This window comes from Proteiniphilum acetatigenes DSM 18083 (genome assembly GCF_000380985.1).
In the GTDB taxonomy this organism is placed as follows: Bacteria; Bacteroidota; Bacteroidia; order Bacteroidales; family Dysgonomonadaceae; genus Proteiniphilum; species Proteiniphilum acetatigenes.
Genome location: NZ_KB905703.1, coordinates 71,534 through 95,354, shown reverse-complemented (window position 1 = coordinate 95,354; position 23,821 = coordinate 71,534). Strand labels below are relative to the sequence as shown.

Here is a 23,821-nt window from a genome sequence, read left to right as displayed (position 1 = left end):
ATTCAATCATTGCCGTTTCACCAATATGGAACGGCTTTTTTTATTGCTGAAAAATGGATAAAAGTTTTGTTGATTAAGGGACAAAGCCTCTGACAATATAATGTTTAAAATCATATTCTATCTAAATTCTAATAAAAATGATACGTATTGAAAATTTGGTTCGGGACCTGAACCTTGTAAGAGAAAGGTCCCCACTCATACATAACATAACCAATTATGTGGCGATGAATAATTCGGCAAATGCGTTGCTGGCAGTAGGCGCATCGCCGGTAATGGCGCATTCGCTGGATGAAGTTGCCGAAATGGCCGGTATAGCTTCTTCGTTGGTTATCAATATCGGCACCCTTGAGGCCGAATGGGTAAAAGCCATGTTGATAGCAGGCAAGACGGCATTGGATAGACATATCCCGGTTGTCTTCGATCCTGTGGGCGCCGGAGCCACATCATACCGGTCGAGGGTATGTATGCAAATAATAGAAGAGTGCAGGCCTTCGGTCATCCGGGGCAATGCTTCGGAAATAATCGCCTTATCCAATGCCAACGCGCGGACCAAAGGTGTTGACAGTACAAACAGTTCTGAAGCTGCATTAAATCCGGCTAAAGCTTTGGCCAACGAAACCGGTGCAATCGTGGTTGTCAGCGGGGAAACGGATTATATAACCGATGGAATCGCCGTTGAGACCGTAAAGAACGGGAACCCGATGATGGCAAGAGTGACAGGTATGGGATGCACCGCATCCGCTATCGTAGGAACTTTTACCGCTATCAACCCGAACTTCCTTGAAGCGGCCACCCACGCCATGTTTATTATGGGTATCGCAGGAGAAATTGCGGCCGGGACCTCGAAAGGAAACGGCAGTCTGCAAATAAACTTTCTGGATACACTTTTCAATATCGACGAAGATGCCATAAGGCAAAATATTCGACTATGAAGAATTTCGACTTAAGTCTGTATTTGGTTACCGACCGTTTATTGTCCCTGGGCAGGCCGTTGGAATATGTAGTGGAAGAGGCTGTAAAAGGAGGGGTTACCATGGTGCAGTTGCGCGAAAAGGACTGTTCTTCAAAAGAATTTTACCGGCAGGCGATTACAATCAAAGCGTGTCTGAAGCCTTACAATATTCCGTTGATTATCAATGACAGGTTAGATATAGCGCTTGCCTGCGAAGCCGAAGGACTGCATATCGGCCAATACGATCTTCCCTATGAAGTTGCGCGGAAAATATTAGGGAAGAACAAAATAATCGGCCTGTCCGTTGAAAATGTACAGGATGTGCTTGAGGCCAATAAGCTGGATATAGATTATATCGGGATATCTCCTGTTTTCAGTACTCCGACCAAGACAGATACTGCTAAAGAGTTAGGCCTGACAGGCGTTCGTGAGATTTCTCTCTTGTCGAAACATCCCAGTGTCGGTATCGGTGGAATCAACAACAGCAATGCCCGGGATATAATACAAGCCGGCGCAGACGGTATTGCCGTTGTTTCGGCCATTATGTCGGCGGCAGATCCCCGGTTGGCGGCATCACAGCTGTCGGATATCGTAAATCAATCAAAAAAAGCATAGTAGATTTTATACATATGATGATCGTATTTTAAGTATCATCAGTCAATCAAAAAATACATAATATGAAGTGGAGCGAAGAAGCATGGCAATCGACAAAGCCCGTTTATGAGAAAATATTGGCACTTCCGTTCATCAAAGGGCTGATCAATGGAACCTTACCCAAGGAAACGTTTCTGTTTTACATCCGGCAGGATGCTATTTATCTGTCGGATTATGGGAAAGTATTGACCGGGATAGCATCAAAATTAGAGGATCCCGGGCATATCGAAGCTTTCATCCATTTTGCCGGTGGTACTCTGGCGGTTGAAAAAGTATTGCATCAATCCTTTATGCAGGAGCTAAAGAGCAACGGAGCGATAGAACCATCGCCAAGCTGTCTGTTATACACTTCCTTTCTTCAGAAACAACTGGCCAATGCACCCATAGAAGTGGCGTTGGCTACGGTATTGCCTTGTTTTTGGGTTTATAAGGAAGTGGGAGATTATATATTGGAGCATCAAACGAAAGATAATAATCCATACCAAAAGTGGATAGATACCTATGGCGGCGAAGAGTTTGCAAGGTCCGTCATATCAGCCATCGCCATTTGCGATGAAATTGCGGAACAATGTACCGAAGACCGCAAAAAAGCTATGACCGAGTCTTTTATTATAAGTACCAAACTTGAATGGCTTTTCTGGGACAGCGCTTACAGACAGGAACAATGGCCAGTTTAATTTTAAAAGAAGAAAAAAATGAAAAAACAGTATAGAAGAGCCTTATCCATTGCAGGCAGTGACCCGAGTGGAGGCGCAGGAATCCAGGCTGATTTAAAAACATTCTCCGCCTGCGGATGCTACGGTGCGACGGTGATTGTGGCCGTGGTAGATGAAAATACGGTAGGTGTAACCGGTGTACACCCTGTCCCTGTACCATTTGTTGTAGGGCAAATCCGTTCCGTGCTGGATGATATCGGAGCGGATGCAATTAAAATAGGGATGCTCCATTCGTCCGAACTCATCCGGTCGGTGAAAGACACATTGTCTGAATATGCCATCAGGGATATTGTGCTGGATCCGGTGATGGTGGCCACATCCGGTGACAAATTACTGCAGGACGAAGCCATCAGTACATTGAAAGAAGAGTTGATACCGCATGTGCGCGTCATAACGCCCAATATTCCCGAAGCGGAGATATTACTGGGGAAAGAGATCCGGTCTCAAAAGGATTTACCGTTAGTTGTAAAGGATCTTTCTTTTGGCCGTTCCGTATCGGTCTTATTAAAAGCCGGACATCTGGCAGAGGATGAGTTGATAGATGTGTTTTATAATGCCGAAACCGATAAATTGACAGCACTAAGTTCCCAACGTATCACAACTAAAAACACCCATGGAACAGGCTGTACATTATCTTCGGCCATTGCCGCTTTTCTGGCGTACGGGTTGCCGCTCAACGATGCTGTAAGGAAAGCGAAAGAGTATATAGATCGAGCTATTTTAGTCGGCGCTGAATATGAAATCGGCAAAGGACACGGACCTGTTCATCATTTTTTTGATTTCTGGAGATAGAAAAAAAGAAATTATGATGAACATATCATATTTTTCAGTACTTTTGCGGCTCGAACTGTTAGCTCAGCTGGTTTAGAGCGCTGCCTTGACAGGGCAGAGGTCGCTGGTTCGAATCCTGCACAGTTCACTCAAAGTCTCAGCGCAAGTTGAGGCTTATTTTTTTACAATCAACTGATTTCCAGAATTCCATATTTTTGGGTTTTTCATTCTCACCCACTTCCAAAAATTGTGGTTAACAGGGATCGAATCCTATATAGGCATTGTCCCTATCTTTTAATCACCTGATATTAAAAGGATAACACATATACTCCATTTCATTATTGGCCGATAAAAGGTTCAAGTACCAGTGGTTAACCTTTTAGGATTCGAACCCGAATTTGACAGAGGTCATTCTATTATTATTTTTTATCTGATAAAAAAGCATGGGTATTTGATAAAAAGAAAAAATCGTATATCTTTACGAGAAATAAAAAAGAGATCAGTATGGAAACAATAATCATCACACCCGGAAACGAAAGGCAAAGCAACTTGGTAAAGTCTATCCTGAAAGAAATGCGTATTCGCTTTACGAGCCATACCGACGAAAATGAGATAGAAGTTTCAGCTGCAGAAATGGAGGCAATAGATAGAGGATTGGAAGACGTGAAAAACGGAAATGTTATGTCCCATAGTGAAGCGAAAAAAATATTTCACAATGCTATCCATAAAGTGGAGTTATGCATGATTATGCTATCTATTACACCGTGATAAAGAATAACTTATATATACTTTCTTTTTGGGATAATAGACAAGATCCTGAACGCCTAGAATTATAACCAAACAATTATCTGCTCTGGGCATTGAAATAGAATAATCAAAAATATAAATTTTATTAACCTCTTTTACTTATTTCAGCCAGTGCTTCGTAGTTGATAATCAAAATATCTTTTTCATTCAACTGTATTAATCCGTCCTTCTCAAAATTTTTCAACAGTTTCACTGCGCTTTCGACAGAAGTGCCGGCAAAGTTGGCAATATCCTTTCGCGAGAGAAGCAGGAATATCTCAGGGTAGTCCTTCTTGAATCCGTCGATATATAGCAAGGCTTTAGCCATACGGCCGTTTATCTGGTTATAAATCACGGTGTGCAGTGTTTCCAGCAAATCGGCATTCTGTTCGCAGTATCTTTTGATGATATTGAATCCGAACATTCCGTTTTGTTTAACCACGCCGGCTATCGCATCCTTTTCCACGAGGAATGCCCTGCAATCGGTCAGGGCTACCGATGAATAGTTGAATGTATTCCGGAGGAAAACAGAGGATAGTCCCACGAATTCCCCGGGACGGATAATTCTTAAATTAAAACTTTTGTTCCCCTCACCCTCCATATATTGTTTTACCATACCGTCAATCACAAAAAGCACGTAAGAGGCAAAAGCACCTTGCTTGGTCAGGTTATCGCCTTTCCGGAACAGTACCTGCGTTTTGCTTTTCTGTACCAGTTCAACCTCTTCAGGCGTCAACATCTGAAAACAGGGAGCCTGTATGTCACATACGAAATTGTTGTCGTTTTCTAATATCGTCTTCATTACGGTAAAATCGGTTTATCGCTAAAATGTCAGAGATCTGATTATCAGTCGAGTTTTTCTCATTCAATAAAAAGTATCCGGATGCAAAGTTAATCTTTCTCAATAAAAAAGCTATCCGATCTCAATGCGGATATTGTCCTGTAAGAGCGTAAATTCCTTTATTTATCGCATTGGCCGCTGTAATTTTGCATCGTCAAGTATAAACAATTAATATTATCAGAATTATGTTGTACACAAATTTGCATCACATTGAGACAGCGGAAGATCATGCTGACATCATCAACGGGAACGAAAACGTAATGGTTATATGCGGACGCATGGGGCCTATGTGTATCCCGGTATATGGAATCGCCGAAGAACTCGAAGAAGAATACCCGCACGTAAAATTCTGTGACATGGAATTTGACAACCCCGAAGCGTATGTAATCCGCAACCTGCCCGAAGTAAGGGGATTTATGGGAATTCCTTTTACAATCTATTACAAGAATGGCAAAGTGGTAAAAGCCACTTCCAGCATTCAGACCAGAGAGCAGGTTACCGCAATATTGGATGAGAAGTTCGGTAAAAACTAACTGATTGAGATGATGAACGCAACGAATCATTATGATGCGATCGTAATAGGGGCAGGTCCCGCCGGGCTTACGGCGGGCATTTACCTGTCGCGCGCGAAACTCAGGACGCTTATCGTGAATGAGGGCACGGTGGGAGGACAAATGGTGCTTACCCATGAAATTGCCAATTATCCCGGAGTGGAAAGCATCAGCGGCTATCAACTTGCCAACACGATGAAAAAACAGGCAAAGTCCTTCGGATGCGATATCCGGGCTAATGTCGTAATCTCCGGTTTAGAACTGGCAGGGGAAACCAAAGGCCTGACACTTTCCGACGGAAGCAGCTACACATCCGACAGCGTCATCCTTGCTACGGGTGGACGTTCGCGGACATTAGGCGTGCCGGGTGAAGATACATTCAAAGGCCGGGGAATATCCTATTGCGCCACTTGCGACGGTGATTTCTTTACAGATAAAGAAATTATTGTGCTGGGCGGCGGTAATTCAGCGCTTGAGGAGGCGGTATCACTCACCAGATATGCCTCCAAGGTCCATATCGTCCACCAGTTCGATCATTTCCAGGCTTTCGAACATGCCGTGGAAGAAGCCCGCAACAATCCGAAAATAGATTTTACCATGGAGTCGTCTATTACAGCATTCTACGGGAACGATAAGCTGGAGAGCGTGGATATAAAGAACCTCAGGACGGGCGAAACGAGCCGTTTCAGCACCGATGGCGTGTTTATCTTTATCGGCTATATCCCCAATACGGAGTTACTGAAAGGCAAGGTGAAACTGAACCAATGGGGAGAGATACAGGTAAATCCCGACATGTCCACCAACATCGAAGGCGTATATGCCGCGGGAGACTGCATCGCCAAGCGTTTCCGCCAGGTCGCCACGGCCGTGGGAGACGGAACGGTGGCAGCACTCAGCGCGTCCGCCTATTTGCACAATTTGAAAACGAAGAAACAACTAATTCCGGCATGATATGCAAACAGTTTTAATTATTATCGGGTTACTCGCGCCGGCTTTTATTATTTATATGTACAGACTCCAGGCTAAAATAAGAAAGACTCCCATGGTCGGCGACCATCAAAAGATTATCACCCTGACGGATAAAAACTTTCAGCACCAGACAAAAGGCAAAGTAATGCTGGTCGATTTCTGGGCGGCATGGTGCGCTCCCTGCCGGATGATGGCCCCCGTGTTGAACGAAGTGGCCGATGAACTGACGGGGAACCTCCATGTCGGAAAAGTAGATATTGAGCAATACCAGTCGCTTGCCCGGAAATACAATGTGCGGAGTATTCCCACAATGATCCTGTTCAAAAACGGCGTCGAGATAAACCGTTTCGTAGGGATCAAAAACAGGGATTTCCTGCTGAAACAAATTCGTAGTGTGTAATAGCATTTATAGCGAACAAGATTTTAGGGATTTAATCTTTTTTCTATTCAAAATTCAGGAATTTTTGAAGAACATTTTAACAATTATTTTTGACTTTGATTATAAAAAACTACTTTTGTGAATAATTAAATAATCATTTCATATGAAAAAAGTTCTTATCCTTATGTGTATTGTATCTGCTTTGGTTTCGTGTAAGCAAGAAAACAAACAAGTAGTAGAGGTTACTTATCCTGAAACCAGGAAAGTGGATACGGTGGATACCTATTTCGATACGGAAATTAAAGACCCGTATCGTTGGCTGGAAGATGACCGTTCAGACGAAACGGCAGCCTGGGTTAAAGCGCAAAACGAAGTGACATTTGGCTATCTGGAAAAAATTCCTTTCCGAAATCAAATTAAAAACAAACTGGAAGATTTGTGGAACTACGAGAAAATCGGCGCTCCGTTTACCGAAGGAGATTACACTTTTTATCTCAAAAACGACGGATTACAGAATCAGTACGTTTTGTACAAAAGGGATAAAGACGGAAATGAAGAGATCTTCCTTGATCCGAATAATTTCTCAGAGGACGGAACTACTTCGTTGGCAGGGCTGGAATTTTCCAAAGACAGCAAAACGGTGGCTTATGCTATTTCGGAAGGGGGAAGTGACTGGAGAAAAGTCATCATTATGGATGTAACTTCCAAAGCAATTCTGGGAGATACACTTATTGATATTAAATTCAGCGGACTTTCGTGGAAAGGAAACGAGGGATTCTATTATTCGAGCTATGATAAGCCGACAGGAAGTGAACTCTCCGCAATGACAGACCAGCACAAATTGTATTACCATAAATTGGGAACGCCGCAATCGGAAGACAAAATAGTTTTCGGACTTGACCAAAAAAGACGTTATATCGGGGGTTATGTAACGGAAGATGATAAATATCTGATTATTACTGCGGCTAATTCCACTTACGGAAATGAATTGTATATTAAAGATTTGACAAATCCAAACAGTAAGATTGTTACTCTTGTAAATAATTTCGATAACGATCATTATGTTATTGAAAATGACGGGGACAAATTGTTTATCGTAACCGATAAAGATGCACCTAACCGCAAAATCGTGATAGCTGATGCCAAAAACCCTTCTGCTCCCTGGGTCGATTTTGTTCCTGAAACGGAGAATGTACTTTCTCCTTCCACCGGTTCGGGGTATTTCTTTGCCCACTATATGAAAGATGCGATTTCGCAGGTAAAGCAATATGATTACCATGGGAATTTAGTTCGTGAGGTTGAGCTTCCGGGAGTGGGATCAGTAGGAGGATTCGGAGGTAAAAAAGAAGATACGACACTTTATTTCACGTTTACGAATTATATTACGGCAGGAACGATATACTCGTACGAACCGAAAGAAGGAAAAACAGAAGTGTACGAAAAATCAAAAGCGAAATTCAATTCCGATGATTACGAGTCAAAACAGGTATTCTATACTTCAAAAGACGGAACAAAAATTCCTATGATTATTTCGCACAAAAAAGGAATTAAACTCAACGGAAAAAATCCGACCATTCTTTATGGTTACGGAGGATTTAACGTGAGTCTTACTCCGGGCTTTTCAATTGCCAATGCGGTTTGGATGGAAAACGGGGGAATTTATGCCGTGCCGAATCTGAGAGGAGGAGGAGAATATGGTAAACAATGGCACGTAGCAGGAACTCAAACGCAAAAGCAAAATGTATTTGATGATTTCATTGCTGCAGGAGAATTTCTGATTGAGAATGGTTATACTTCACCGGATTATCTGGCGATCAGAGGAGGTTCTAACGGGGGACTTTTGGTCGGCGCTTGTATGACACAACGTCCTGATTTGTTCAAAGTAGCGCTTCCTGCGGTTGGAGTTTTGGATATGCTGCGTTACCATACCTTTACTGCAGGAGCCGGTTGGGCTTATGATTACGGAACAGCCGACCAAAGCAAGGAAATGTTTGAGTATTTATTGACATATTCTCCTGTTCATAACGTAAAACCGGGAATAGAATATCCGGCAACGCTTATTACCACAGCCGACCACGACGACAGGGTTGTGCCCGCGCACAGCTTTAAGTTTGCAGCCGGGCTACAGGAAAAGCAAAACGGTACAAACCCCGTGCTTATCAGGATTGAGGTAAATGCCGGACACGGGGCAGGAAAGCCACTATCCAAGACTATAGAAGAAAATGCGGATATTCAGGCATTCACTCTGTTTAATATGGGAGTACGACAATTAGGGAGCTAATATTCTTTGTAACAAATCCAAAAAAAATCCCAGGCTTTTCTCTTGGGATTTTTTTATTATAAAGTTTGATTCAAAATCAATCTTCATAGAAAAATATCAGTTACGCTTTCATTAGAAAGCAGTACTTTTGCCTTAATTCCTATTTTAATAAGAAATGAATAGACTTTTCAGATATCCTAAAACCTTTGTAGAATATGTAAATAAATTGCTTTAGGTTACTCTTTTCCTCTTCATTTCGAGACAGTCTCGTCTTTCACCTGTTTTCTATTGAGTATCAAAATAATTACCTACTTCTGTAGAAGTAAAATAACAATTACTACAGAATTTATCTGACGGACAGAAGATTGACAAAAACAGGTGAAATGTCTTATCCCAAGCCAAAAACTTAAGTCAATACCATATAAATATTATCGATTAAAGAAGCTTTTCAATAAATAAAATCTTTACCTATCTTTGTAACACGAATAAGGAAGAACCGGTTCTGAGGGCTTCAATAAGCGATAATAAATGTATTCTTTCAAGGTAGGTTCTTCCGGGAATATTTACAAAACATCAAATGTTACACAATACTGAAACATTCAATTATAAAACAGAAAAAATTATGAGTTCAATTATCAATTCACAACTGACAGAGTTTAAAGTAGAAGCCTACCACGAAGGCGAGTTCAAAACAGTAACCCACAACGATGTATTGGGCAAATGGGCTATTTTCTTCTTTTATCCCGCGGATTTCACATTCGTATGCCCCACAGAATTGGTGGATGTAGCTGAAAAGTACGAAGAGCTGCAGAGAATAGGCGTAGAAGTTTACTCGGTAAGTACAGACAAACACTTCACTCACAAAGCATGGCACGATGCTTCTGAAAGCATTCGTAAAATTAAATATCCGATGCTGGCTGATCCGACCGGGCTCCTCACCCGTGCATTCGGCGTGATGGTAGAAGAAGAAGGAGTTGCCTACAGGGGTACATTTGTAATAGATCCTTCCGGAAAGATCAAGATCGCCGAAATTCACGACAACGGTATTGGTCGTAATGCTGAAGAACTGGTACGCAAAGTAAAAGCTGCCCAGTTTGTGGCGACCCACGACGGCGAAGTTTGTCCCGCGAAATGGGAAGAAGGCCAGGAAACTTTGAAACCCAGCATCGACCTGGTAGGAAAAATTTAATATACAATCACTACTGACGGGTAACCTGTGGTGAATTGTTTACTACGGGTTACCCGTCTTTTTATTAACACATTATGCTAGATACATCTTTAATAGAACAACTACGGGGTATCTTCTCGGAACTCAGTAATGATTACACATTCGATGTTTCGGTCAGAGAAAACCATCCAAACCGTGGACAACTGCTCGAACTACTCAACGACGTGGTATCGGTTTCGGATCGTCTGTCATTGCAGGAAAATCCGGGTGAAGGTCTCGCATTCGATATATTGAAAAACGGTGAGAAAACGGGAATCAGATTCCGTGCAGTACCGACCGGCCATGAGTTTACCTCACTGCTGCTGGCTGTCCTGAATGCGGATGGTAAAGGTAAGAACCTGCCCGATGAATTCGTAACGAAGAGATTGAAATCGTTAAAGGGAGATATCCGTCTGACAACTTATATGTCGCTGACCTGTACCAATTGTCCGGACGTGGTTCAGACTCTGAACGCCATGGCGGTGATCAACCCGCGTATTACGCACGAAGCGGTGGATGGCGCTATCTATAAGGAGGAAGCAGATGCTCTGGATCTGCAAGGAGTGCCGGCAGTTTTTGCCGATGGCGAACTTTTACACGTCGGCCGGGGAAATTTCGGCGAATTGCTGGCTAAATTGGAAGCGCATTATGGTACGGAGACATCCGAAGTTGAAGAACAGACCATCCGCGAATATGACGTGATTGTGGTAGGCGGAGGGCCTGCCGGTGTTGCAGCGGCTGTCTACAGTGCCCGTAAAGGGTTGAATGTGGCTGTTGTCGCCGAACGTGTAGGGGGCCAGGTCAATGAGACGGGAGGGATAGAGAATCTGATCTCGGTTCCCAGGACAACCGGTAGCAAATTGGCAGATGATCTTAAAAACCATATGAGCGAATATCCTATCGATATTTTCGAACATCGTTCAGTCGAGAATGTAACAGTGGAAAATAAACAGAAGATCGTCTTGACCCAGGGTGGTGAGATATTTACCGCACCTGCGTTGATCATTGCTACAGGAGCCAGCTGGCGCAAGCTGAACGTGCCCGGTGAAACCGAGTTCATCGGAAGAGGGGTGGCTTTTTGTCCGCATTGCGACGGTCCGTTCTATAAAGGCAAGCGTGTGGCAGTAATAGGCGGAGGTAACTCCGGTATAGAGGCGGCTATCGACCTGGCAGGGATATGTTCTCACGTCACCGTTTTTGAGTTCCTGGAAGAACTGAAGGCGGACAAGGTATTACAGGAGAAGGTGAAAAGCCTGCCGAATGTAGAGATCTTCCTCCACTCGCAAACGACCGAAGTGATCAACAACGGAGAAAAAGTCACCGGGTTGAAGGTGAAAGACCGCAAGACGGAAGAAGAACGGGTTATCGACCTAGACGGGGTATTTGTACAGATCGGTCTGGCGCCCAACAGCGCAGCGTTTAAAGATGTGGTAAAGACCAACCGTTTCGGAGAGATAGAGATCGACGAACGCGCACGTACGGACGTCCCCGGGATTTATGCTGCCGGCGACGTAACGACGGTTCCCTACAAGCAGATCATCATTTCTATGGGAGAAGGCGCGAAGGCAGCTCTGACGGCATTCGACGACAGGATCCGCGGGGTGATTTGATCATTCTGGGTATCCGTAAAGAGATATACGGCGATGAAAGTTTCCGGCCAATGAAATGCCCTTCTTCATGCAGGTGACTTGTTCGCCAATCAGCCTATTCATCCGCTCATTTTGCGGCATGGCAGCATCGTCATTAACAATTATCAACAATACTGCTACTGTAGAATAAGAGTTATATATCGTATATTTGCGCTGACAAATTCATTTATAATCATTCTAAAATTGTTAGGACATATGAAAAAATTGATTCTATCGACAGCGATGCTTTTTGTACTCTCTTTCACCGCCGGGGTAATGGCGCAGGACGCTAAGCCGGCGAAACAGGCAGACAAAGCAAAAACCGAATGCTGCAAAGAAAATAAAGATAAAAAAGAGAAGAAAGAAGGCTGCTGCAAAGAGGGCAAAGATGCCCAAAAAGGCTGTTGCGGTGACAAAAAAACGGCCGGTAAAAGTAAAGCCGATAAGAAATAGCCGTTCTGAAACTTATGGAAAAGAGGCTGTCTCAGCGAAGTAAACTTCGTTTTGGGACAGCTTTTTTTTGCACATCTTCAATCCATATCCCTTTCAATTCTACCTAGTACGATTAATGGCACTTTTGATTATTCTGTTGATTTCGTCCAAATCACATTTCAATTCTACCTAGTACGATTAATGGATTCTCCCATTTGCCGTTTTCAAAATTCAGCTTCTATTTCAATTCTACCTAGTACGATTAATGGACAATAAAGATACTTGCTATGCTATTGTCGTTAGTAAATTTCAATTCTACCTAGTACGATTAATGGTGCTTGCAAAAAAAGTCTGCAATCTCTTTTACAGATTTCAATTCTACCTAGTACGATTAATGGTCTCATCCTCTTCAATCCACCTTGTTATAGATTTATTTCAATTCTACCTAGTACGATTAATGGCATTCCAATAAGCGCATCCACTTCTTTCCAAGCTATATTTCAATTCTACCTAGTACGATTAATGGATTCACACCCGACCTTTATCGTGTTTGATTCAGCGTATTTCAATTCTACCTAGTACGATTAATGGTATTTATCGTATGTGCTTTTGCACCTTTATTCATTGATTTCAATTCTACCTAGTACGATTAATGGACTATCCTCTTCGTTCTCATCTATTTCCGCATAAAAATTTCAATTCTACCTAGTACGATTAATGGCCACTTCTGATAAAATCGCCTCTTTCGAGAAAGTATTTCAATTCTACCTAGTACGATTAATGGCCGTTAAAAACGGCAAAAAATAAAGCTGTATATCAGCATTTAAACAGAAAAATATCATCGAATTCTTGTTGAAAAAGTTGTCGATAGCCAAAGATACAAAAATCCCGGGGTATCGACAACTTAGTTTATGTCCTTATTTTCAATATGTCAAAGAACTCATTCGGTTAAATTTGCTATTCAGCAATTAGATAAACAGTCCCATCGACAATGAGCTATAAAAAATTATCGGTACTACTTCTTTCTTTACCAATAATTTGCTTCTCAAGAAATTTATCTGAACGACTGGAAAAAATAATCAAACTATCATCCTCTTCTTTTTTCATTATCTTTTCCGCACTCAAGATTAATTCTTTTAGCCTAACTTCTGTTATATCCCCTTCAAATACGGAATTCTGAATCCAACTTAAATACTTCCGGCAAAGTTTAAGCATCTTCCCTACCCTCTTTTCGCCAATATCATACACCAGAATCACATACATCTACCACCACATTTTAAAGGGTTTATACTCTTCCATACCCAGCAGGTGCTTACTTAATTTGTAACATTCGAGCTTCATCAGATGTCTGTAACTGACTTTCCGTTTCAGGGAACGATGCTGGATAGTCTCTGTCAATCTTTCTTCAAACGCTTTTACAAAGATCTTTTTGCCAGAAGGATTTAGCAAGCACCGGTTCAGTTTATGATCGAAGTGCTTCTCCTGCAATTCCCTTTTATTTAACAGTTTAAAAATCACCCTGTCCACCAGGATCGGTTTGAAGATTTCCGTAATATCCAACGAGAGCGAATATCGCCTTTCTCCCGGAGTATGAAGATAACTGATCGTAGGATTGAGTTGCGTCTGGTGTATCGCCCTCAGACATTGACTATAACACATCATATTTCCGAAGGAGATAAGCGCATTCACCTCATTGCGGGGCGGCTGCTTACTCCTTCCCTCCATGCTGTAATCGTTGATGATCAGATCGAAGCCTTCATAATAAGTTTGCCGGATATTACCCTCGATTCCCATCAACTCGTCAACCACTGTTGAATGGACTATCTGGGAGCTATATTCATCTATCTTCCCGATCACCCCGTCCAGATCCTTTCCGCGTATATTGTAATACCTCAGATTCTTGATCATGTTGAAAGCCGCGCCCTCTATAAATTTACGGGCAATCTCCATTCTTTTTTTCTTATTCTGATAAGCCGATGTCTGTGCCAGTAACATCTTGCCGGACAATAAACTATCACGCGGCATAAACGAACCGGTATAATTTTCATAATAATCAAAGAAGTGAAGGGCGATATCTTTCTGTCCCAGAAAATTGAAAAGGGAGCTCTTGGCCTGTAAGGAACCGAACACATAAAACTCAGCGATATCCTCCACCGGAAGATAACGAGGTTGTCCCGGATGAAACATCTCGCCATTTCCATCCTCTTCGTATGGAGTAAATTTCAATGTGTTATCCTTTCGTTCCAACAGACCCGGATTAAAGAGATAGTATGTTTTCTTCATGATTCCGTTTCACTTACATAACAAAACTCATAATAACTACAATTTCTACAGATCTTTGCATTAATTATAGGAGGACAATCATCCGACCTGATAATCCCCTGAATATCTTGCTTCATAGCCTTGATTTTCGTTCTGTCCTCCTCCGTGATGACCACCTTAGCTGTATGCCTAAGCGTGGGATACTCCAACAGTCCAGTAACCCCTTCAACACTGTTTTGTTCCAACACATACATATAATACTTCACTTGCCATTCATGCGCTTGTTCCACTTTGTCCGAACGTTTGATCTCATGGATGATCTTATTCCGGGCATCGTAAAAATCGATTTTACACCCATCCACTTCCAGTTCTTCGTATCGTTCCGACCGCTGTGGATAACTGTTTTCGTGGATTAATTTACCGTCAAACACCAAGTCAGAGGTATGCTCCATACTGATCCCGTTTGAAAACAGCCACAATTTTCGTTTACAAACCTGATAATAATTGAAATGAGTGCCGGTGATAGTCATAGACGCAATTATCGTTTCTTCGAATAATAATTCGCTCTCAAAGCATAAGACTATTGAAGTTTGCAAGAACAATTCATCATACGTGAAACCTATTAAATTATACAAAAACTATTTCTCAAATCAACACCCAATTCGAAGGAATAAGCGCTATTGGATAATTTATATAAATTATAATAGCTTTTCTCATTACCTAAAACCGGTTCGAAGTTATGTGATGTAAATCTCACATTTACAATATTTAGTGACATCTTCTTTATTTGCATTTCTATTTTTTTTCGCTGTATCCTAATTATCGAAGCATCAGCATTATTTTTCAAAAGAGTCATGAGTCCATTATCTAAGGCCAAAAGCTTCTCAAATGAATCGTCTGAATCTTTTTCAGCCACATAATATTGCCTTTCCTCTCCAAATAATTGTTTATCGATTAATCGAAACTGGCCAATTTTATTATACATACATTCCTGAATATCCTTGATAAAGTCAAATTCAAATTTTGGACCACATTGTGAATGTTTACCCCAATCTAAATCTTTTTGGATTGAATCGAAAAAAGCCTTTTGCACTCTTAATAAGTCCTTTTCTTGATAATTAATTCCCTTCAATGCGCCATAAGTTAGCTTTAAGATATCCTTGTCTCTTCGATTCCTAAAAATAAGATTCACTCTTTCTTGACCATTTTTCTGCAATCTGATTAATTTTACTTTTCCATATTCCTGAAGTTTCCCATCTCTATTGCATCTACCTGCTGATTGCACAATACTTGCTACAGTCGTAAAATCTCTATAAACAATAGGAAAATCTATATCTACTCCGGCTTCTATAAGTTGAGTTGAAATGACAATGATTTTTTTGTCCTCTCGTAATCGTCGCTTAGCCATATAAATTTTTATCTTTCTATGTCGGGGCGTAAAATGAGTATTTAAAAGCAATAATTCTTCATTGCCAAGTTCATCCTGAAGAAGCTTATACAACTCCTTTGTATCGTCAATTGTGTTCAAAATAACCAAAACCGAACGATTTTCTGCAAGAATTGATTCCTTCAAAGTTTCCAAATCAATAGAATTTTTGAAATAATTTATCTGATAACGATTGAATAAGTCACTATCAAAATAATTCAGTGGTAATAACGGATAGGGTCGAGAATAATCCTTAAAGAATTCTATAGCCTCTTGGTTATCTTTTGGTAATTCAAAATTGGGTTGCGTTGCCGTTGATATAATAGCATAACTATTAAATTTCTCGCAAAACCGACTTAAGTATGCGACGAAGAATCCATATAATCTTGGTGGCAATGCCTGTATTTCATCCAATAGGAAAATACAATTTGAAAAATTCGGCAACTTCAATAATTCTGCATTACGATTACTTAATAATGTTTCGAAAAAACGGACAAAAGTCGTAATAACAAATGGATAGGCAAATGTATTTTCCTGAAATTCCAAAATGCTTGCTTCTAATATATTTTCTTTTGTCGGATTTCCATCCAATTCTTTCTGTAAGTTTTCAAATTGGATATTTTCCGATTTTGAATCAATTCTTTGAATGAAATTCCCTTGGCCTCCAAATATCTTTAAAACTTCGGTTTCAACTTGTTCGGTAATAGATAGAAAAGGTAAAGCATAAATTATTCGTTTTGCTCCTTTCTCTTTGATGATTTCAGAAGCCAAAGAAAGCATCATCAAAGTTTTGCCGGAACCTGTTGGAGCTGTAAGTTCAAAAACATGCTTTTCGGACTTTAAACCGACAAAAATATTTTGTAGCGCATTATCTCGAATTTTTGTTCTTAGTTTGTTCAGTTCAGAATTTTGATCCAACTTATTCAAATATAAATTCAATTGAGAACTGAAGTTTTCCGAAAAAGACCTTACATCTTGTTGTTGTTTATCAATAAAACCTCCAATCTTTCCCGCATCAGCTTTGTCTGCTTGCAATACGCACGCAAAAGCAAACTGAAAATCAAGAAAGAAATCTAAAGCTAATTTATTCTTGTCATCCCTAAAGACCAATTGCTCTGAATAACCTTTTTGCATTACGGAGCTAAAAAGTAATTGCCTAAAATCTTCAATTGGTAAAAAATGCCTGATAAATTCACAAACAGGCAGATTTTGTTCGTGGTTAAGAAAACGAAATAAAGCAAAGGTTTCGTCTTTAGATAATATACTCGCACCAGTTCCAGTATAATCTTTAGGACAAAAATCGGGTAAATTACCATGGTGCTTAGCAATTATAACAACCAAGGCAATCAAATCGTTTTGAGTTAAATCTTCGATTTGAAGGAATTGCTTTAGAACTTCAAAATTATTTCGATTACAACAGAAGGCACAAAAAAACGCATAACCAGACAGATAAGCGTGATTGCTGTATCCATTAACTGTCTTTTCCGGATCAAGTTTATCCTGAAAATTAGGATTTATTTTACCCAGGTCGTGCAAAAGAGCCACCAACTCCGCCAAGTGGGAGTTGGTTAGCTTTTTCACATTATCCCTTACACCTTGAATATGATTTAATAATAGCTTATCGGGATGTGATTTGAGTCTTTCTATATCAGACACCATTTTTCTATTTTATCGCTAAAATGATATTCGTAATATTTCCCATTAACCGTAATTGAGTTAGGACAATCAGGATAAATTACATTTCTATATCGCTCTGGTATATTCCAAAAATCATCGTTTTGGAACGTGGGCATTTTATCAAAACCGATTCTGAAATTTCCAGTTAAATTTTTAGGTGTATGTTCTCCTGCTAATACAAAACCGGTCGTTTCAAAGTCTCCGTCCTTTTCCTCTGAAAAAAGTCCCTCGGACTTCCATTCCAAATTTGCAGGGCAGTTATGCCAACCTAAAACAGGTGTATATTCCGCTGTACCATTTTTAATTGCTGTTTTGAAAGATTCAAAGTCGTCTCTTGATTCTTCCTTAAACAATGCAATGGAGACTAAGAATTTTGGATCTCTCAGAAACTCAAAATATTTTGGACTACCCGGTGCCGTTGGATTAATTGCTGTTTTACTGGTAAACCCCCATGAGATTTTTTTTACGGGATTTAACAATTGTACACCATAAAGCAAATTATCCGATAATTGCGGAAATTTACTTTTCATATCTTCGCGTCCAATTCCCAATACAGCTCCGATCATTCCAATCAGAGCCGTTTTGGTAATTAAATCGTGAGACAATGGATTGTTATTCGTTTCCGGTTTTTTAAAATGCCCCCAATTACCTTCTATGATAAGTTGAAAGCCTTTCATAACACAATTGCTTCAAATTTAGGATTACCTATTAATTTAGATTTAATCGACATAATTTCCGTGTAGAATTTTATTTTCTCTACTTTATCAGTTGCTGCAATTGTAATCAATTTTGAGAAATCCAAGTCGTAATCATCCATACTCCGCAATTGTTCCCCTTTTTTGTCGTCTTTAGGCTTTAATTCAATCAACCGCTCAACGCCATAAATTTTTTGATTGTCTTTTGCGTATTCTATTTCGAGGAGAAGCACAGAATTTTGTCCAACTTTACTGCGAGAATGTGAGCTACCGTCTCCGCTTGTTCCATACCAAAGTCCTTCATACATTAATTTCAAATCATCTTCTGTCATCCCTGTCCTTTCAGCAACTTTAGGATTAAACCAACCATGTACTTGTATCAATGAATAAGGAACCAAGGTCGTTGTACCAATTGAACCTTGAGTATTATCAGCTTTCGAGGTGAAATGAGTTGTATTTTGATGCATTCTTAAGTTTACTTCATTCAAAGATGGATTCAGCAAAGCAAATTGAACGGGTCCAGTAAATTGGACATGCCCATTTATAAACTCGACATCTTTACCATCAATTTTGATTTTCACTTTATCATCTAAAGTAGAAATACCACCAAACAAACGAACGTCTATTTGCTCCTTCAGAAGTTCACCAATATCAGTTAGTTTATTCATATTTCTATTTTGCGCAATCCATGTAAGAACACCTTTTGAGTCGGTTTTTCCAGCTCCAGTTTTTTCACTTACATAAATTGGAAGTTTCTTAATGTCTTCAAAATAAGTTCGGATATACCTTTTCATCCGGACATCACTCACAAGTATTTTTTTTGTTTCCTCGTCATAGCGTTGTTCTCCTGTAAAAGGATCACCGTTCGGAATATTATACGAAGTTTCGTATAAAAATAAAATCTCTGATTTTTTTAATTGATTTGCCATTGCTATACGTCTTTAATTATTAATAGTATTCGTTTCAGCGGAGGTAGTAATATCTTTTTTAGGTATGGGTCTAAAATAGCTTTCCATAAAACCGAAAGCACATTCTTCCTTATCATATCTCGATTTAAACCCTTTTATTTTTTGAGCTAAGTCATACGAAGTTTGAAAAGTGTACCTTGCTTTATCGTGCATAATCAGTTTTTGCTCAATTTCATTTTTTAATTTGATGAAATCAGGCAAAGTTCCAATTCTTCGGGTAAGATTACCCACATAATTCTTTTCAAAAGAGTTAATCTCCAAACTCAGGTTCTTTGCCATCTCCCCAAGCATGAACCCGATTTGATAACTTTCAGATGATGTAATTTCCATAAATCTATCGTTTTTAGTGTTTTGTATTTTTAGTAAGAATTTTAAATGATATTTCAAATCAGCATAATTATACCCGATTTTTTTCTTTTCAACATTTCTGACAATATATTCCGAGGTTTGAATAAATGAAGGCAATATTAGATCGTCATTATAATAATTGGCGGTATATATTAAAGGTAGGACTTTCAATAGATGAGATTGATACTTTGAATTAGCTTTGAATATAATCCTACCGTTGTTGTCTACAAGAGTATTTCCGAGCAGATTACGAAATGAAACTTCTATTTGGAGTTTATTAAATTCAGCTATATTATTTAATTCAGCTCTCCTCTCTATATCAACTTCATTAGCTATTGTTTCAATCCTGCTTTGTAATGTTCGTAATGCACTTTTTTCTATTCCAGAAATCTCAATTAAATCGTTTGTCGTATTTCCTCCACTATCGGCAAAAACAAAATCGAATCTATTAAAACGTTTAGTTCCCTCATTATATAAAATTAAAAAAACGGGGTCATTATTAACTCTTGTTTCATCCTTTTTATTAAAAAAGAAATCATCATAATCTTTTGCGCTAATTTCTTCTCCTTTAAAAGCTACCGGATAAACAAACATATCGATATTTGTATATTTTAATCGTCGAAAAGACTTATTCAGAATGCTTCCAGTATAAAGAAAATCTTCAAATTGCTCTTTATTCTTAAAAGCAAAGGATTTAAAACCATTGTCAATTCCAAAAGCTGGGAACTGAATATCGTTTTTTTCATTTCCGGAACAGAGTGTTCGATAGATGTTTTTACTTGGAACCAATCCATTTGCCGTTAAATTGGTAACTTCTGAATTTAATTTATCCTTAATAGCATCAAAAACTTTTTCAAATTGATGCCAACTAATCTTTTCATCGCCTTTTATATATTCAAAATGAATAAAAATAGAAAAATCGGCAAATTGCAAAAACCTTTTTTTTGTTTCATCAGAATATGAATCTAAAGATTCTCCTTGACTCAACAATTTTTTTAATACATTCTGATTATTGTTTTTTATGACCTTTAAATAATATTCTTGTACATCATCTAAATTTGATAAAGACGCTTTTATAATGTCTTTGTCATTTATGTAAGTTTCAAACACTGGTGCAAATAAAAGAAGTCTGTTAAATTTTTCAATTTCACTTCCAAATCTGTCATGGAATTGTGCTAAATCATTATTTTTTTCATTCTCTCTTAACTGCATAATTGCAGTCTCAATGATTTGAGAATAGCCACTAAGCTTCTTAGGTAAGCCAATGATTTTATTCTGTTTAAAATTATCCAATACGAATTTTAATACATGAGCAATGTTATTTTTTTCAACAGCACTCAATACATTCGATATAATAAAGTCAGCAAGAAAATCACGAATTATTTCTTCATATGCTTTTTGACCATTTAAAAAAGCATTTCCTTGTCCTTTTTCAAAAGTAAAATTTCCAAAATCTTTTATTCCTTTAATTTTTCCTGTTTTATCAATTTCACTTTTTCTTGCATAACAAATATCGCCAAATAGATATTTCTTAGGACTTGAATCATTGTCAGAAGTCGAATAACGCAGATAATATAATTTTTCACGTTGATTCTCTGGCGTTATTTTCATTCCTTCCCAATCAAAGGAAAAATCTTCTTTGACAGGAATAGTGATACAAATAGGCCAATTACCATCTTTATCTTTGGGACATGGCTCTACATATTTAAAATATTTCAGGCTGTTTTCCGAATTTCGAAGAACTTTGCCAATTTGCAATACTGTTTCTAAACTCATGTTTTTATGATTAAAATACTAATTTACATTCAATTACCATAGGATTACAAGTCTCATACCACCTTACTCATTCCAAACCCCTGGCTGTTTTTGCTTCCCAGGCCCGTATCATACATTATCTTCATCAAATCCAAGGGGGCAGTCAGCTCAAACCGGCACATGAAGCCTCGGATTTTGCTCTCCTGGGGCGTACCTTCTTTGATGGCAATCAAGCTCGAACGTGGTTTTGTAAACACTCTGAGGTAGAATGGAAAATGCTCCTCCGGAAAATCATGGCCATAAAACGCTTTGTATTTATTCAGGAGGTTAAGCCTCACTATCCCGGAGGCGTCAGGATGGTCGGGTGCAATATATTTCTCCGAGCCATCGTCTTCCTGTCGTACAATACAAGCCGGAGACAATGTTTCAAATGCCATGGTTTCCGTAAACACCGGCGGAGGCAACATTTCCACACTCCGTACACGGAAACGAATGTTCGCGCGACGGTCGCCTAATTCAAAAAGCTGTTCCTTGAATAATCCCTGCACAAATTCCTGCGTGCTGCGATCCGGTAAAAAGGAGATATACCATTCCACCGTATCGGAGAGTATTTTCAAATACGCGCCCTCTATGGAATATCGCGGCATGAACAGTCTCGAAAAAGTAAATAATTTGAAACGCCTTTGATCGTCCTGAAATCCATTTTCGTGCAACCATGACGAAAACTCACTCCCTGAATTGGAAAGTATCCTGTATATCAAAGACGATGCGGCATATTGGTAATTCAAAGGTATCCGCTCGCCTTTTGTGTTTCTATCGATAATTAAAATCAATTTAAAGCGCATTTATACGTATTGATTATAAGCCTCTATATATTGTCGTAAAAATAGTCTTTATTTAATCAATCCTTAGAAAGATTTCGTTATTTTACGTTAACACGCCCGTTACATGTGCAACTAATAATAAAACACAAATCAGCCCGAAATCAGGTGCAAAAAACCATTCAAGCGTATATTGAAACCCGAATCAGTCAGATTTAGCCCTAAGAGCTGCACTCAGCCTATTCCGGTTGAATGTAAACACTATTGGAAATGTCCTGTAGGTCGTGCGAAGTGAAGTAGATCCAGAAATGGGTCGTGGCCGGATGCCACATTTCGTCAAGCGTCACAACTGCCTTGCCTACGGCACGGATATATTCCGGAGATGTTTTCACTTCTGCGGGGTGAACGGTATCGAAACAAACAATATTTATTCTATCATTAGCGCTTCCCGGTAGGAAAGGATATACAAGTTGTGTGTTCCAACTGAAAGTGGCCGTGTGGGAAAGAGGATCAAGATGAAGATGGATATCTGTGGGTAATTGAAGCCTACCCGCGGAAATCTGAATTTTGCCGTAATTGACGTGTAAATCGGGATAAGCGCCTTCTACCGCTTCGCGACAAGCTTTGCCTATCAACGCCCTGTATACGTTTTCATTGCCCGGATGTCCTCGTTTAATGATTTTATGCAGGGGGGAAAGCCCCGTGATGATACGGGCTCTGGCCGTCAGGCAACTTCTTCGCAGTGCTGTTCGCCGGAATCGTATTCATCATCTCCAACTACTCCGAAGCGATGCAGCAGGCCAGCTTCCTGGTGATGTTCTTCATATCCTGGTCTTCATCCTGCTGAGCGGCCTGTTCACGCCGGTATCGAGTATGCCCGCATGGGCACAGGCGATTGCCGCCGTCAATCCGTTCACCTACCTCACCGCCAGCCCGCGTATGCTCTATCTCAACGGCAGCACCCTGGCCGACATATCGGGGCAGTTGCTGAAGATCACCCTTTTCGCAATTATCCTGAACGGATGGGCGATCGCCAGTTACAGGAAGAGGGGGTAGCGGGAAAGTGAAAAATGAAAAGGGAAAAGGGAAAAGGGAAGAGGGAAAGTGAAAAACAAAGGGGGATGCGGAATAGATATTATTTATTCCAGATAATGCTGAAAAAGGTTGTCGACCATGATAATATTTAGTAAATTTGCATCAGACATATTTACAAAGACTATAAAAAGAAACGAATATGAAGACATTAGATTATTTAGGATTAGATCCGAAGAGTACAGAAAAGACAGTGGATGGCTTACAGAAATTACTGGCCAGCCTGCAGGTTTACTACACCAACCTTCGTGGATACCACTGGAACGTGAAAGGCGTTGAATTTTTCGGTGCACACGAAAAATACGAAGAGTATTACGATGACACGGCTGAAAAGGTGGATGAAGTAGCAGAACGCATCCTGATGTTGAGCGGCGTGCCGGCTCATAACTTCAGTGAATACCTGAAAGTATCGGTCATCAAAGAAACCGGTGTGGTATCCAACTCAAAGGAGATCGTAAAAGAGATCCTCGACTCACTGAAAGTGCTGATCGCTTTGGAACGCGAAGTATTGGAAACTGCTTCGGAAGGAAATGACGAAGGTACCGTGGCGTTGATGAGCGACTATATCTCGGAACAGGAAAAAACTGTCTGGATGCTCACTGCATATCTTTCATAGGGAACCATTGAATAT

Annotated in this window: 24 protein-coding genes, 1 tRNA gene and 1 CRISPR repeat array; of the genes, 15 read left to right on the top strand and 10 right to left on the bottom strand. The window is 39.9% G+C overall.

The annotated features are described in order from the left end of the window. The first annotated feature begins 137 nt into the window (after positions 1-137). The 6 genes from thiM to F597_RS0115615 all read left to right on the top strand — a co-directional run bounded on the left by thiM (position 138) and on the right by F597_RS0115615 (position 3,861). The gene (gene thiM, locus F597_RS0115640; RefSeq protein WP_019540700.1) at positions 138-932 is read left to right on the top strand and encodes a hydroxyethylthiazole kinase; all 795 of its coding nucleotides are present in this window, start codon (positions 138-140) and stop codon (positions 930-932) included. Next, positions 929-1,567 carry a thiamine phosphate synthase gene (gene thiE / locus F597_RS0115635; protein ID WP_019540699.1) on the top strand — a complete coding sequence of 213 codons (639 nt, stop codon included), beginning with the start codon at positions 929-931 and terminating at the stop codon, positions 1,565-1,567. Before thiM ends, thiE begins: the two co-directional genes overlap by 4 nt. Before the next feature lie 62 nt (positions 1,568-1,629). Next, entirely contained in the window at positions 1,630-2,283 is a 654-nt protein-coding gene (tenA, locus tag F597_RS0115630; protein ID WP_019540698.1) for a thiaminase II, read from the top strand. A gap of 18 nt (positions 2,284-2,301) precedes the next feature. Further along, a complete protein-coding gene (gene thiD, locus F597_RS0115625; protein WP_019540697.1) occupies positions 2,302-3,114 on the top strand; it encodes a bifunctional hydroxymethylpyrimidine kinase/phosphomethylpyrimidine kinase in 813 nt (270 codons plus the stop codon). A 52-nt stretch (positions 3,115-3,166) separates the two neighbouring features. Then, positions 3,167-3,241 (top strand) — tRNA-Val (locus F597_RS0115620). 356 nt (positions 3,242-3,597) lie between these two features. Next, the gene (locus F597_RS0115615; RefSeq protein WP_019540696.1) at positions 3,598-3,861 is read left to right on the top strand and encodes a hypothetical protein; all 264 of its coding nucleotides are present in this window, start codon (positions 3,598-3,600) and stop codon (positions 3,859-3,861) included. Between the two features lie 124 nt (positions 3,862-3,985). On the opposite strand, the gene F597_RS21020 is transcribed toward F597_RS0115615, so the two are convergent. Beyond that, on the bottom strand, positions 3,986-4,681 hold the full coding sequence (locus F597_RS21020; protein ID WP_019540695.1) for a Crp/Fnr family transcriptional regulator: 696 nt from the start codon (positions 4,679-4,681) through the stop codon (positions 3,986-3,988). Between the two features lie 224 nt (positions 4,682-4,905). Between F597_RS21020 and F597_RS0115605 the strand changes: the two genes are divergently transcribed. The 7 genes from F597_RS0115605 to F597_RS0115575 all read left to right on the top strand — a co-directional run bounded on the left by F597_RS0115605 (position 4,906) and on the right by F597_RS0115575 (position 12,167). Further along, on the top strand, positions 4,906-5,253 hold the full coding sequence (locus F597_RS0115605; RefSeq protein ID WP_019540694.1) for a YbbN family protein: 348 nt from the start codon (positions 4,906-4,908) through the stop codon (positions 5,251-5,253). Positions 5,254-5,262: 9 nt separating this feature from the next. Further along, positions 5,263-6,222, top strand: a complete 960-nt coding sequence (gene trxB, locus F597_RS0115600; protein WP_019540693.1) for a thioredoxin-disulfide reductase — start codon at positions 5,263-5,265, stop codon at positions 6,220-6,222. 1 nt (position 6,223) lies between these two features. Then, entirely contained in the window at positions 6,224-6,640 is a 417-nt protein-coding gene (gene trxA, locus F597_RS0115595; RefSeq protein WP_019540692.1) for a thioredoxin, read from the top strand. 142 nt (positions 6,641-6,782) lie between these two features. Next, positions 6,783-8,900 (top strand): prolyl oligopeptidase family serine peptidase, encoded by a 2,118-nt coding sequence (locus tag F597_RS0115590; protein ID WP_019540691.1) that lies wholly within the window; start codon positions 6,783-6,785, stop codon positions 8,898-8,900. 601 nt (positions 8,901-9,501) lie between these two features. Continuing rightward, complete coding sequence (gene ahpC / locus F597_RS0115585) at positions 9,502-10,068, top strand: alkyl hydroperoxide reductase subunit C (RefSeq protein ID WP_026327521.1); 567 nt, start codon at positions 9,502-9,504, stop codon at positions 10,066-10,068. 74 nt (positions 10,069-10,142) lie between these two features. Next, on the top strand, positions 10,143-11,696 hold the full coding sequence (gene ahpF / locus F597_RS0115580) for an alkyl hydroperoxide reductase subunit F (protein ID WP_019540689.1): 1,554 nt from the start codon (positions 10,143-10,145) through the stop codon (positions 11,694-11,696). A gap of 234 nt (positions 11,697-11,930) precedes the next feature. Further along, positions 11,931-12,167, top strand: coding sequence for a hypothetical protein (locus tag F597_RS0115575; RefSeq protein ID WP_026327520.1), 237 nt, complete (start codon positions 11,931-11,933; stop codon positions 12,165-12,167). Positions 12,168-12,257: 90 nt separating this feature from the next. Further along, positions 12,258-12,930: a CRISPR direct-repeat array (repeat unit 29 nt; unit sequence ATTTCAATTCTACCTAGTACGATTAATGG). A gap of 212 nt (positions 12,931-13,142) precedes the next feature. On the opposite strand, the gene cas2 is transcribed toward F597_RS0115575, so the two are convergent. From cas2 to F597_RS0115530, 9 genes are all read right to left on the bottom strand, one after another. Then, positions 13,143-13,409 carry a CRISPR-associated endonuclease Cas2 gene (cas2, locus tag F597_RS0115570; protein WP_019540687.1) on the bottom strand — a complete coding sequence of 89 codons (267 nt, stop codon included), beginning with the start codon at positions 13,407-13,409 and terminating at the stop codon, positions 13,143-13,145. Then, entirely contained in the window at positions 13,410-14,429 is a 1,020-nt protein-coding gene (cas1b, locus tag F597_RS0115565) for a type I-B CRISPR-associated endonuclease Cas1b (RefSeq protein ID WP_019540686.1), read from the bottom strand. After that, on the bottom strand, positions 14,426-14,938 hold the full coding sequence (cas4, locus tag F597_RS0115560; RefSeq protein WP_019540685.1) for a CRISPR-associated protein Cas4: 513 nt from the start codon (positions 14,936-14,938) through the stop codon (positions 14,426-14,428). The genes cas1b and cas4 overlap by 4 nt, the downstream gene beginning before the upstream one ends. A 92-nt stretch (positions 14,939-15,030) precedes the next feature. Then, a complete protein-coding gene (locus tag F597_RS0115555; protein WP_019540684.1) occupies positions 15,031-17,493 on the bottom strand; it encodes a CRISPR-associated helicase/endonuclease Cas3 in 2,463 nt (820 codons plus the stop codon). After that, positions 17,478-18,188 carry a CRISPR-associated protein Cas5 gene (gene cas5, locus F597_RS0115550; protein WP_019540683.1) on the bottom strand — a complete coding sequence of 237 codons (711 nt, stop codon included), beginning with the start codon at positions 18,186-18,188 and terminating at the stop codon, positions 17,478-17,480. The genes F597_RS0115555 and cas5 overlap by 16 nt, the downstream gene beginning before the upstream one ends. Further along, entirely contained in the window at positions 18,185-19,135 is a 951-nt protein-coding gene (locus F597_RS0115545) for a type I CRISPR-associated protein Cas7 (RefSeq protein ID WP_019540682.1), read from the bottom strand. Before F597_RS0115545 ends, cas5 begins: the two co-directional genes overlap by 4 nt. Before the next feature lie 12 nt (positions 19,136-19,147). Continuing rightward, positions 19,148-21,298, bottom strand: coding sequence for a hypothetical protein (locus tag F597_RS0115540; RefSeq protein WP_019540681.1), 2,151 nt, complete (start codon positions 21,296-21,298; stop codon positions 19,148-19,150). A gap of 53 nt (positions 21,299-21,351) precedes the next feature. Continuing rightward, entirely contained in the window at positions 21,352-22,122 is a 771-nt protein-coding gene (gene cas6 / locus F597_RS0115535) for a CRISPR-associated endoribonuclease Cas6 (protein WP_019540680.1), read from the bottom strand. Between the two features lie 215 nt (positions 22,123-22,337). Continuing rightward, the gene (locus F597_RS0115530; RefSeq protein ID WP_019540679.1) at positions 22,338-22,733 is read right to left on the bottom strand and encodes a DUF6266 family protein; all 396 of its coding nucleotides are present in this window, start codon (positions 22,731-22,733) and stop codon (positions 22,338-22,340) included. A gap of 70 nt (positions 22,734-22,803) precedes the next feature. On the opposite strand from F597_RS0115530, the gene F597_RS0115525 reads away from it, so the two are divergent. Together F597_RS0115525 and F597_RS0115515 are read left to right on the top strand one after the other, a co-directional pair. Then, positions 22,804-23,154, top strand: a complete 351-nt coding sequence (locus F597_RS0115525) for an ABC transporter permease (RefSeq protein WP_044060392.1) — start codon at positions 22,804-22,806, stop codon at positions 23,152-23,154. Positions 23,155-23,332: 178 nt separating this feature from the next. Beyond that, positions 23,333-23,806: a Dps family protein gene (locus tag F597_RS0115515; protein ID WP_019540677.1), complete on the top strand. Its 474-nt coding sequence runs from the start codon at positions 23,333-23,335 to the stop codon at positions 23,804-23,806. Positions 23,807-23,821: the final 15 nt, after the last annotated feature.

Excerpts from the sequence above, each read along its gene's own strand:
- thiM (WP_019540700.1), top strand. The coding sequence starts at position 138 with ATGATACGTATTGAAAATTTGGTTCGGGACCTGAACCTTGTAAGAGAA.
- thiE (WP_019540699.1), top strand. The coding sequence starts at position 929 with ATGAAGAATTTCGACTTAAGTCTGTATTTGGTTACCGACCGTTTATTG.
- tenA (WP_019540698.1), top strand. The coding sequence starts at position 1,630 with ATGAAGTGGAGCGAAGAAGCATGGCAATCGACAAAGCCCGTTTATGAG.
- thiD (WP_019540697.1), top strand. The coding sequence starts at position 2,302 with ATGAAAAAACAGTATAGAAGAGCCTTATCCATTGCAGGCAGTGACCCG.
- F597_RS0115615 (WP_019540696.1), top strand. The coding sequence starts at position 3,598 with ATGGAAACAATAATCATCACACCCGGAAACGAAAGGCAAAGCAACTTG.
- F597_RS21020 (WP_019540695.1), bottom strand. The coding sequence starts at position 4,681 with ATGAAGACGATATTAGAAAACGACAACAATTTCGTATGTGACATACAG.
- F597_RS0115605 (WP_019540694.1), top strand. The coding sequence starts at position 4,906 with ATGTTGTACACAAATTTGCATCACATTGAGACAGCGGAAGATCATGCT.
- trxB (WP_019540693.1), top strand. The coding sequence starts at position 5,263 with ATGATGAACGCAACGAATCATTATGATGCGATCGTAATAGGGGCAGGT.
- trxA (WP_019540692.1), top strand. The coding sequence starts at position 6,224 with ATGCAAACAGTTTTAATTATTATCGGGTTACTCGCGCCGGCTTTTATT.
- F597_RS0115590 (WP_019540691.1), top strand. The coding sequence starts at position 6,783 with ATGAAAAAAGTTCTTATCCTTATGTGTATTGTATCTGCTTTGGTTTCG.
- ahpC (WP_026327521.1), top strand. The coding sequence starts at position 9,502 with ATGAGTTCAATTATCAATTCACAACTGACAGAGTTTAAAGTAGAAGCC.
- ahpF (WP_019540689.1), top strand. The coding sequence starts at position 10,143 with ATGCTAGATACATCTTTAATAGAACAACTACGGGGTATCTTCTCGGAA.
- F597_RS0115575 (WP_026327520.1), top strand. The coding sequence starts at position 11,931 with ATGAAAAAATTGATTCTATCGACAGCGATGCTTTTTGTACTCTCTTTC.
- cas2 (WP_019540687.1), bottom strand. The coding sequence starts at position 13,409 with ATGTATGTGATTCTGGTGTATGATATTGGCGAAAAGAGGGTAGGGAAG.
- cas1b (WP_019540686.1), bottom strand. The coding sequence starts at position 14,429 with ATGAAGAAAACATACTATCTCTTTAATCCGGGTCTGTTGGAACGAAAG.
- cas4 (WP_019540685.1), bottom strand. The coding sequence starts at position 14,938 with ATGACTATCACCGGCACTCATTTCAATTATTATCAGGTTTGTAAACGA.
- F597_RS0115555 (WP_019540684.1), bottom strand. The coding sequence starts at position 17,493 with ATGGTGTCTGATATAGAAAGACTCAAATCACATCCCGATAAGCTATTA.
- cas5 (WP_019540683.1), bottom strand. The coding sequence starts at position 18,188 with ATGAAAGGCTTTCAACTTATCATAGAAGGTAATTGGGGGCATTTTAAA.
- F597_RS0115545 (WP_019540682.1), bottom strand. The coding sequence starts at position 19,135 with ATGGCAAATCAATTAAAAAAATCAGAGATTTTATTTTTATACGAAACT.
- F597_RS0115540 (WP_019540681.1), bottom strand. The coding sequence starts at position 21,298 with ATGAGTTTAGAAACAGTATTGCAAATTGGCAAAGTTCTTCGAAATTCG.
- cas6 (WP_019540680.1), bottom strand. The coding sequence starts at position 22,122 with ATGCGCTTTAAATTGATTTTAATTATCGATAGAAACACAAAAGGCGAG.
- F597_RS0115525 (WP_044060392.1), top strand. The coding sequence starts at position 22,804 with ATGATACGGGCTCTGGCCGTCAGGCAACTTCTTCGCAGTGCTGTTCGC.
- F597_RS0115515 (WP_019540677.1), top strand. The coding sequence starts at position 23,333 with ATGAAGACATTAGATTATTTAGGATTAGATCCGAAGAGTACAGAAAAG.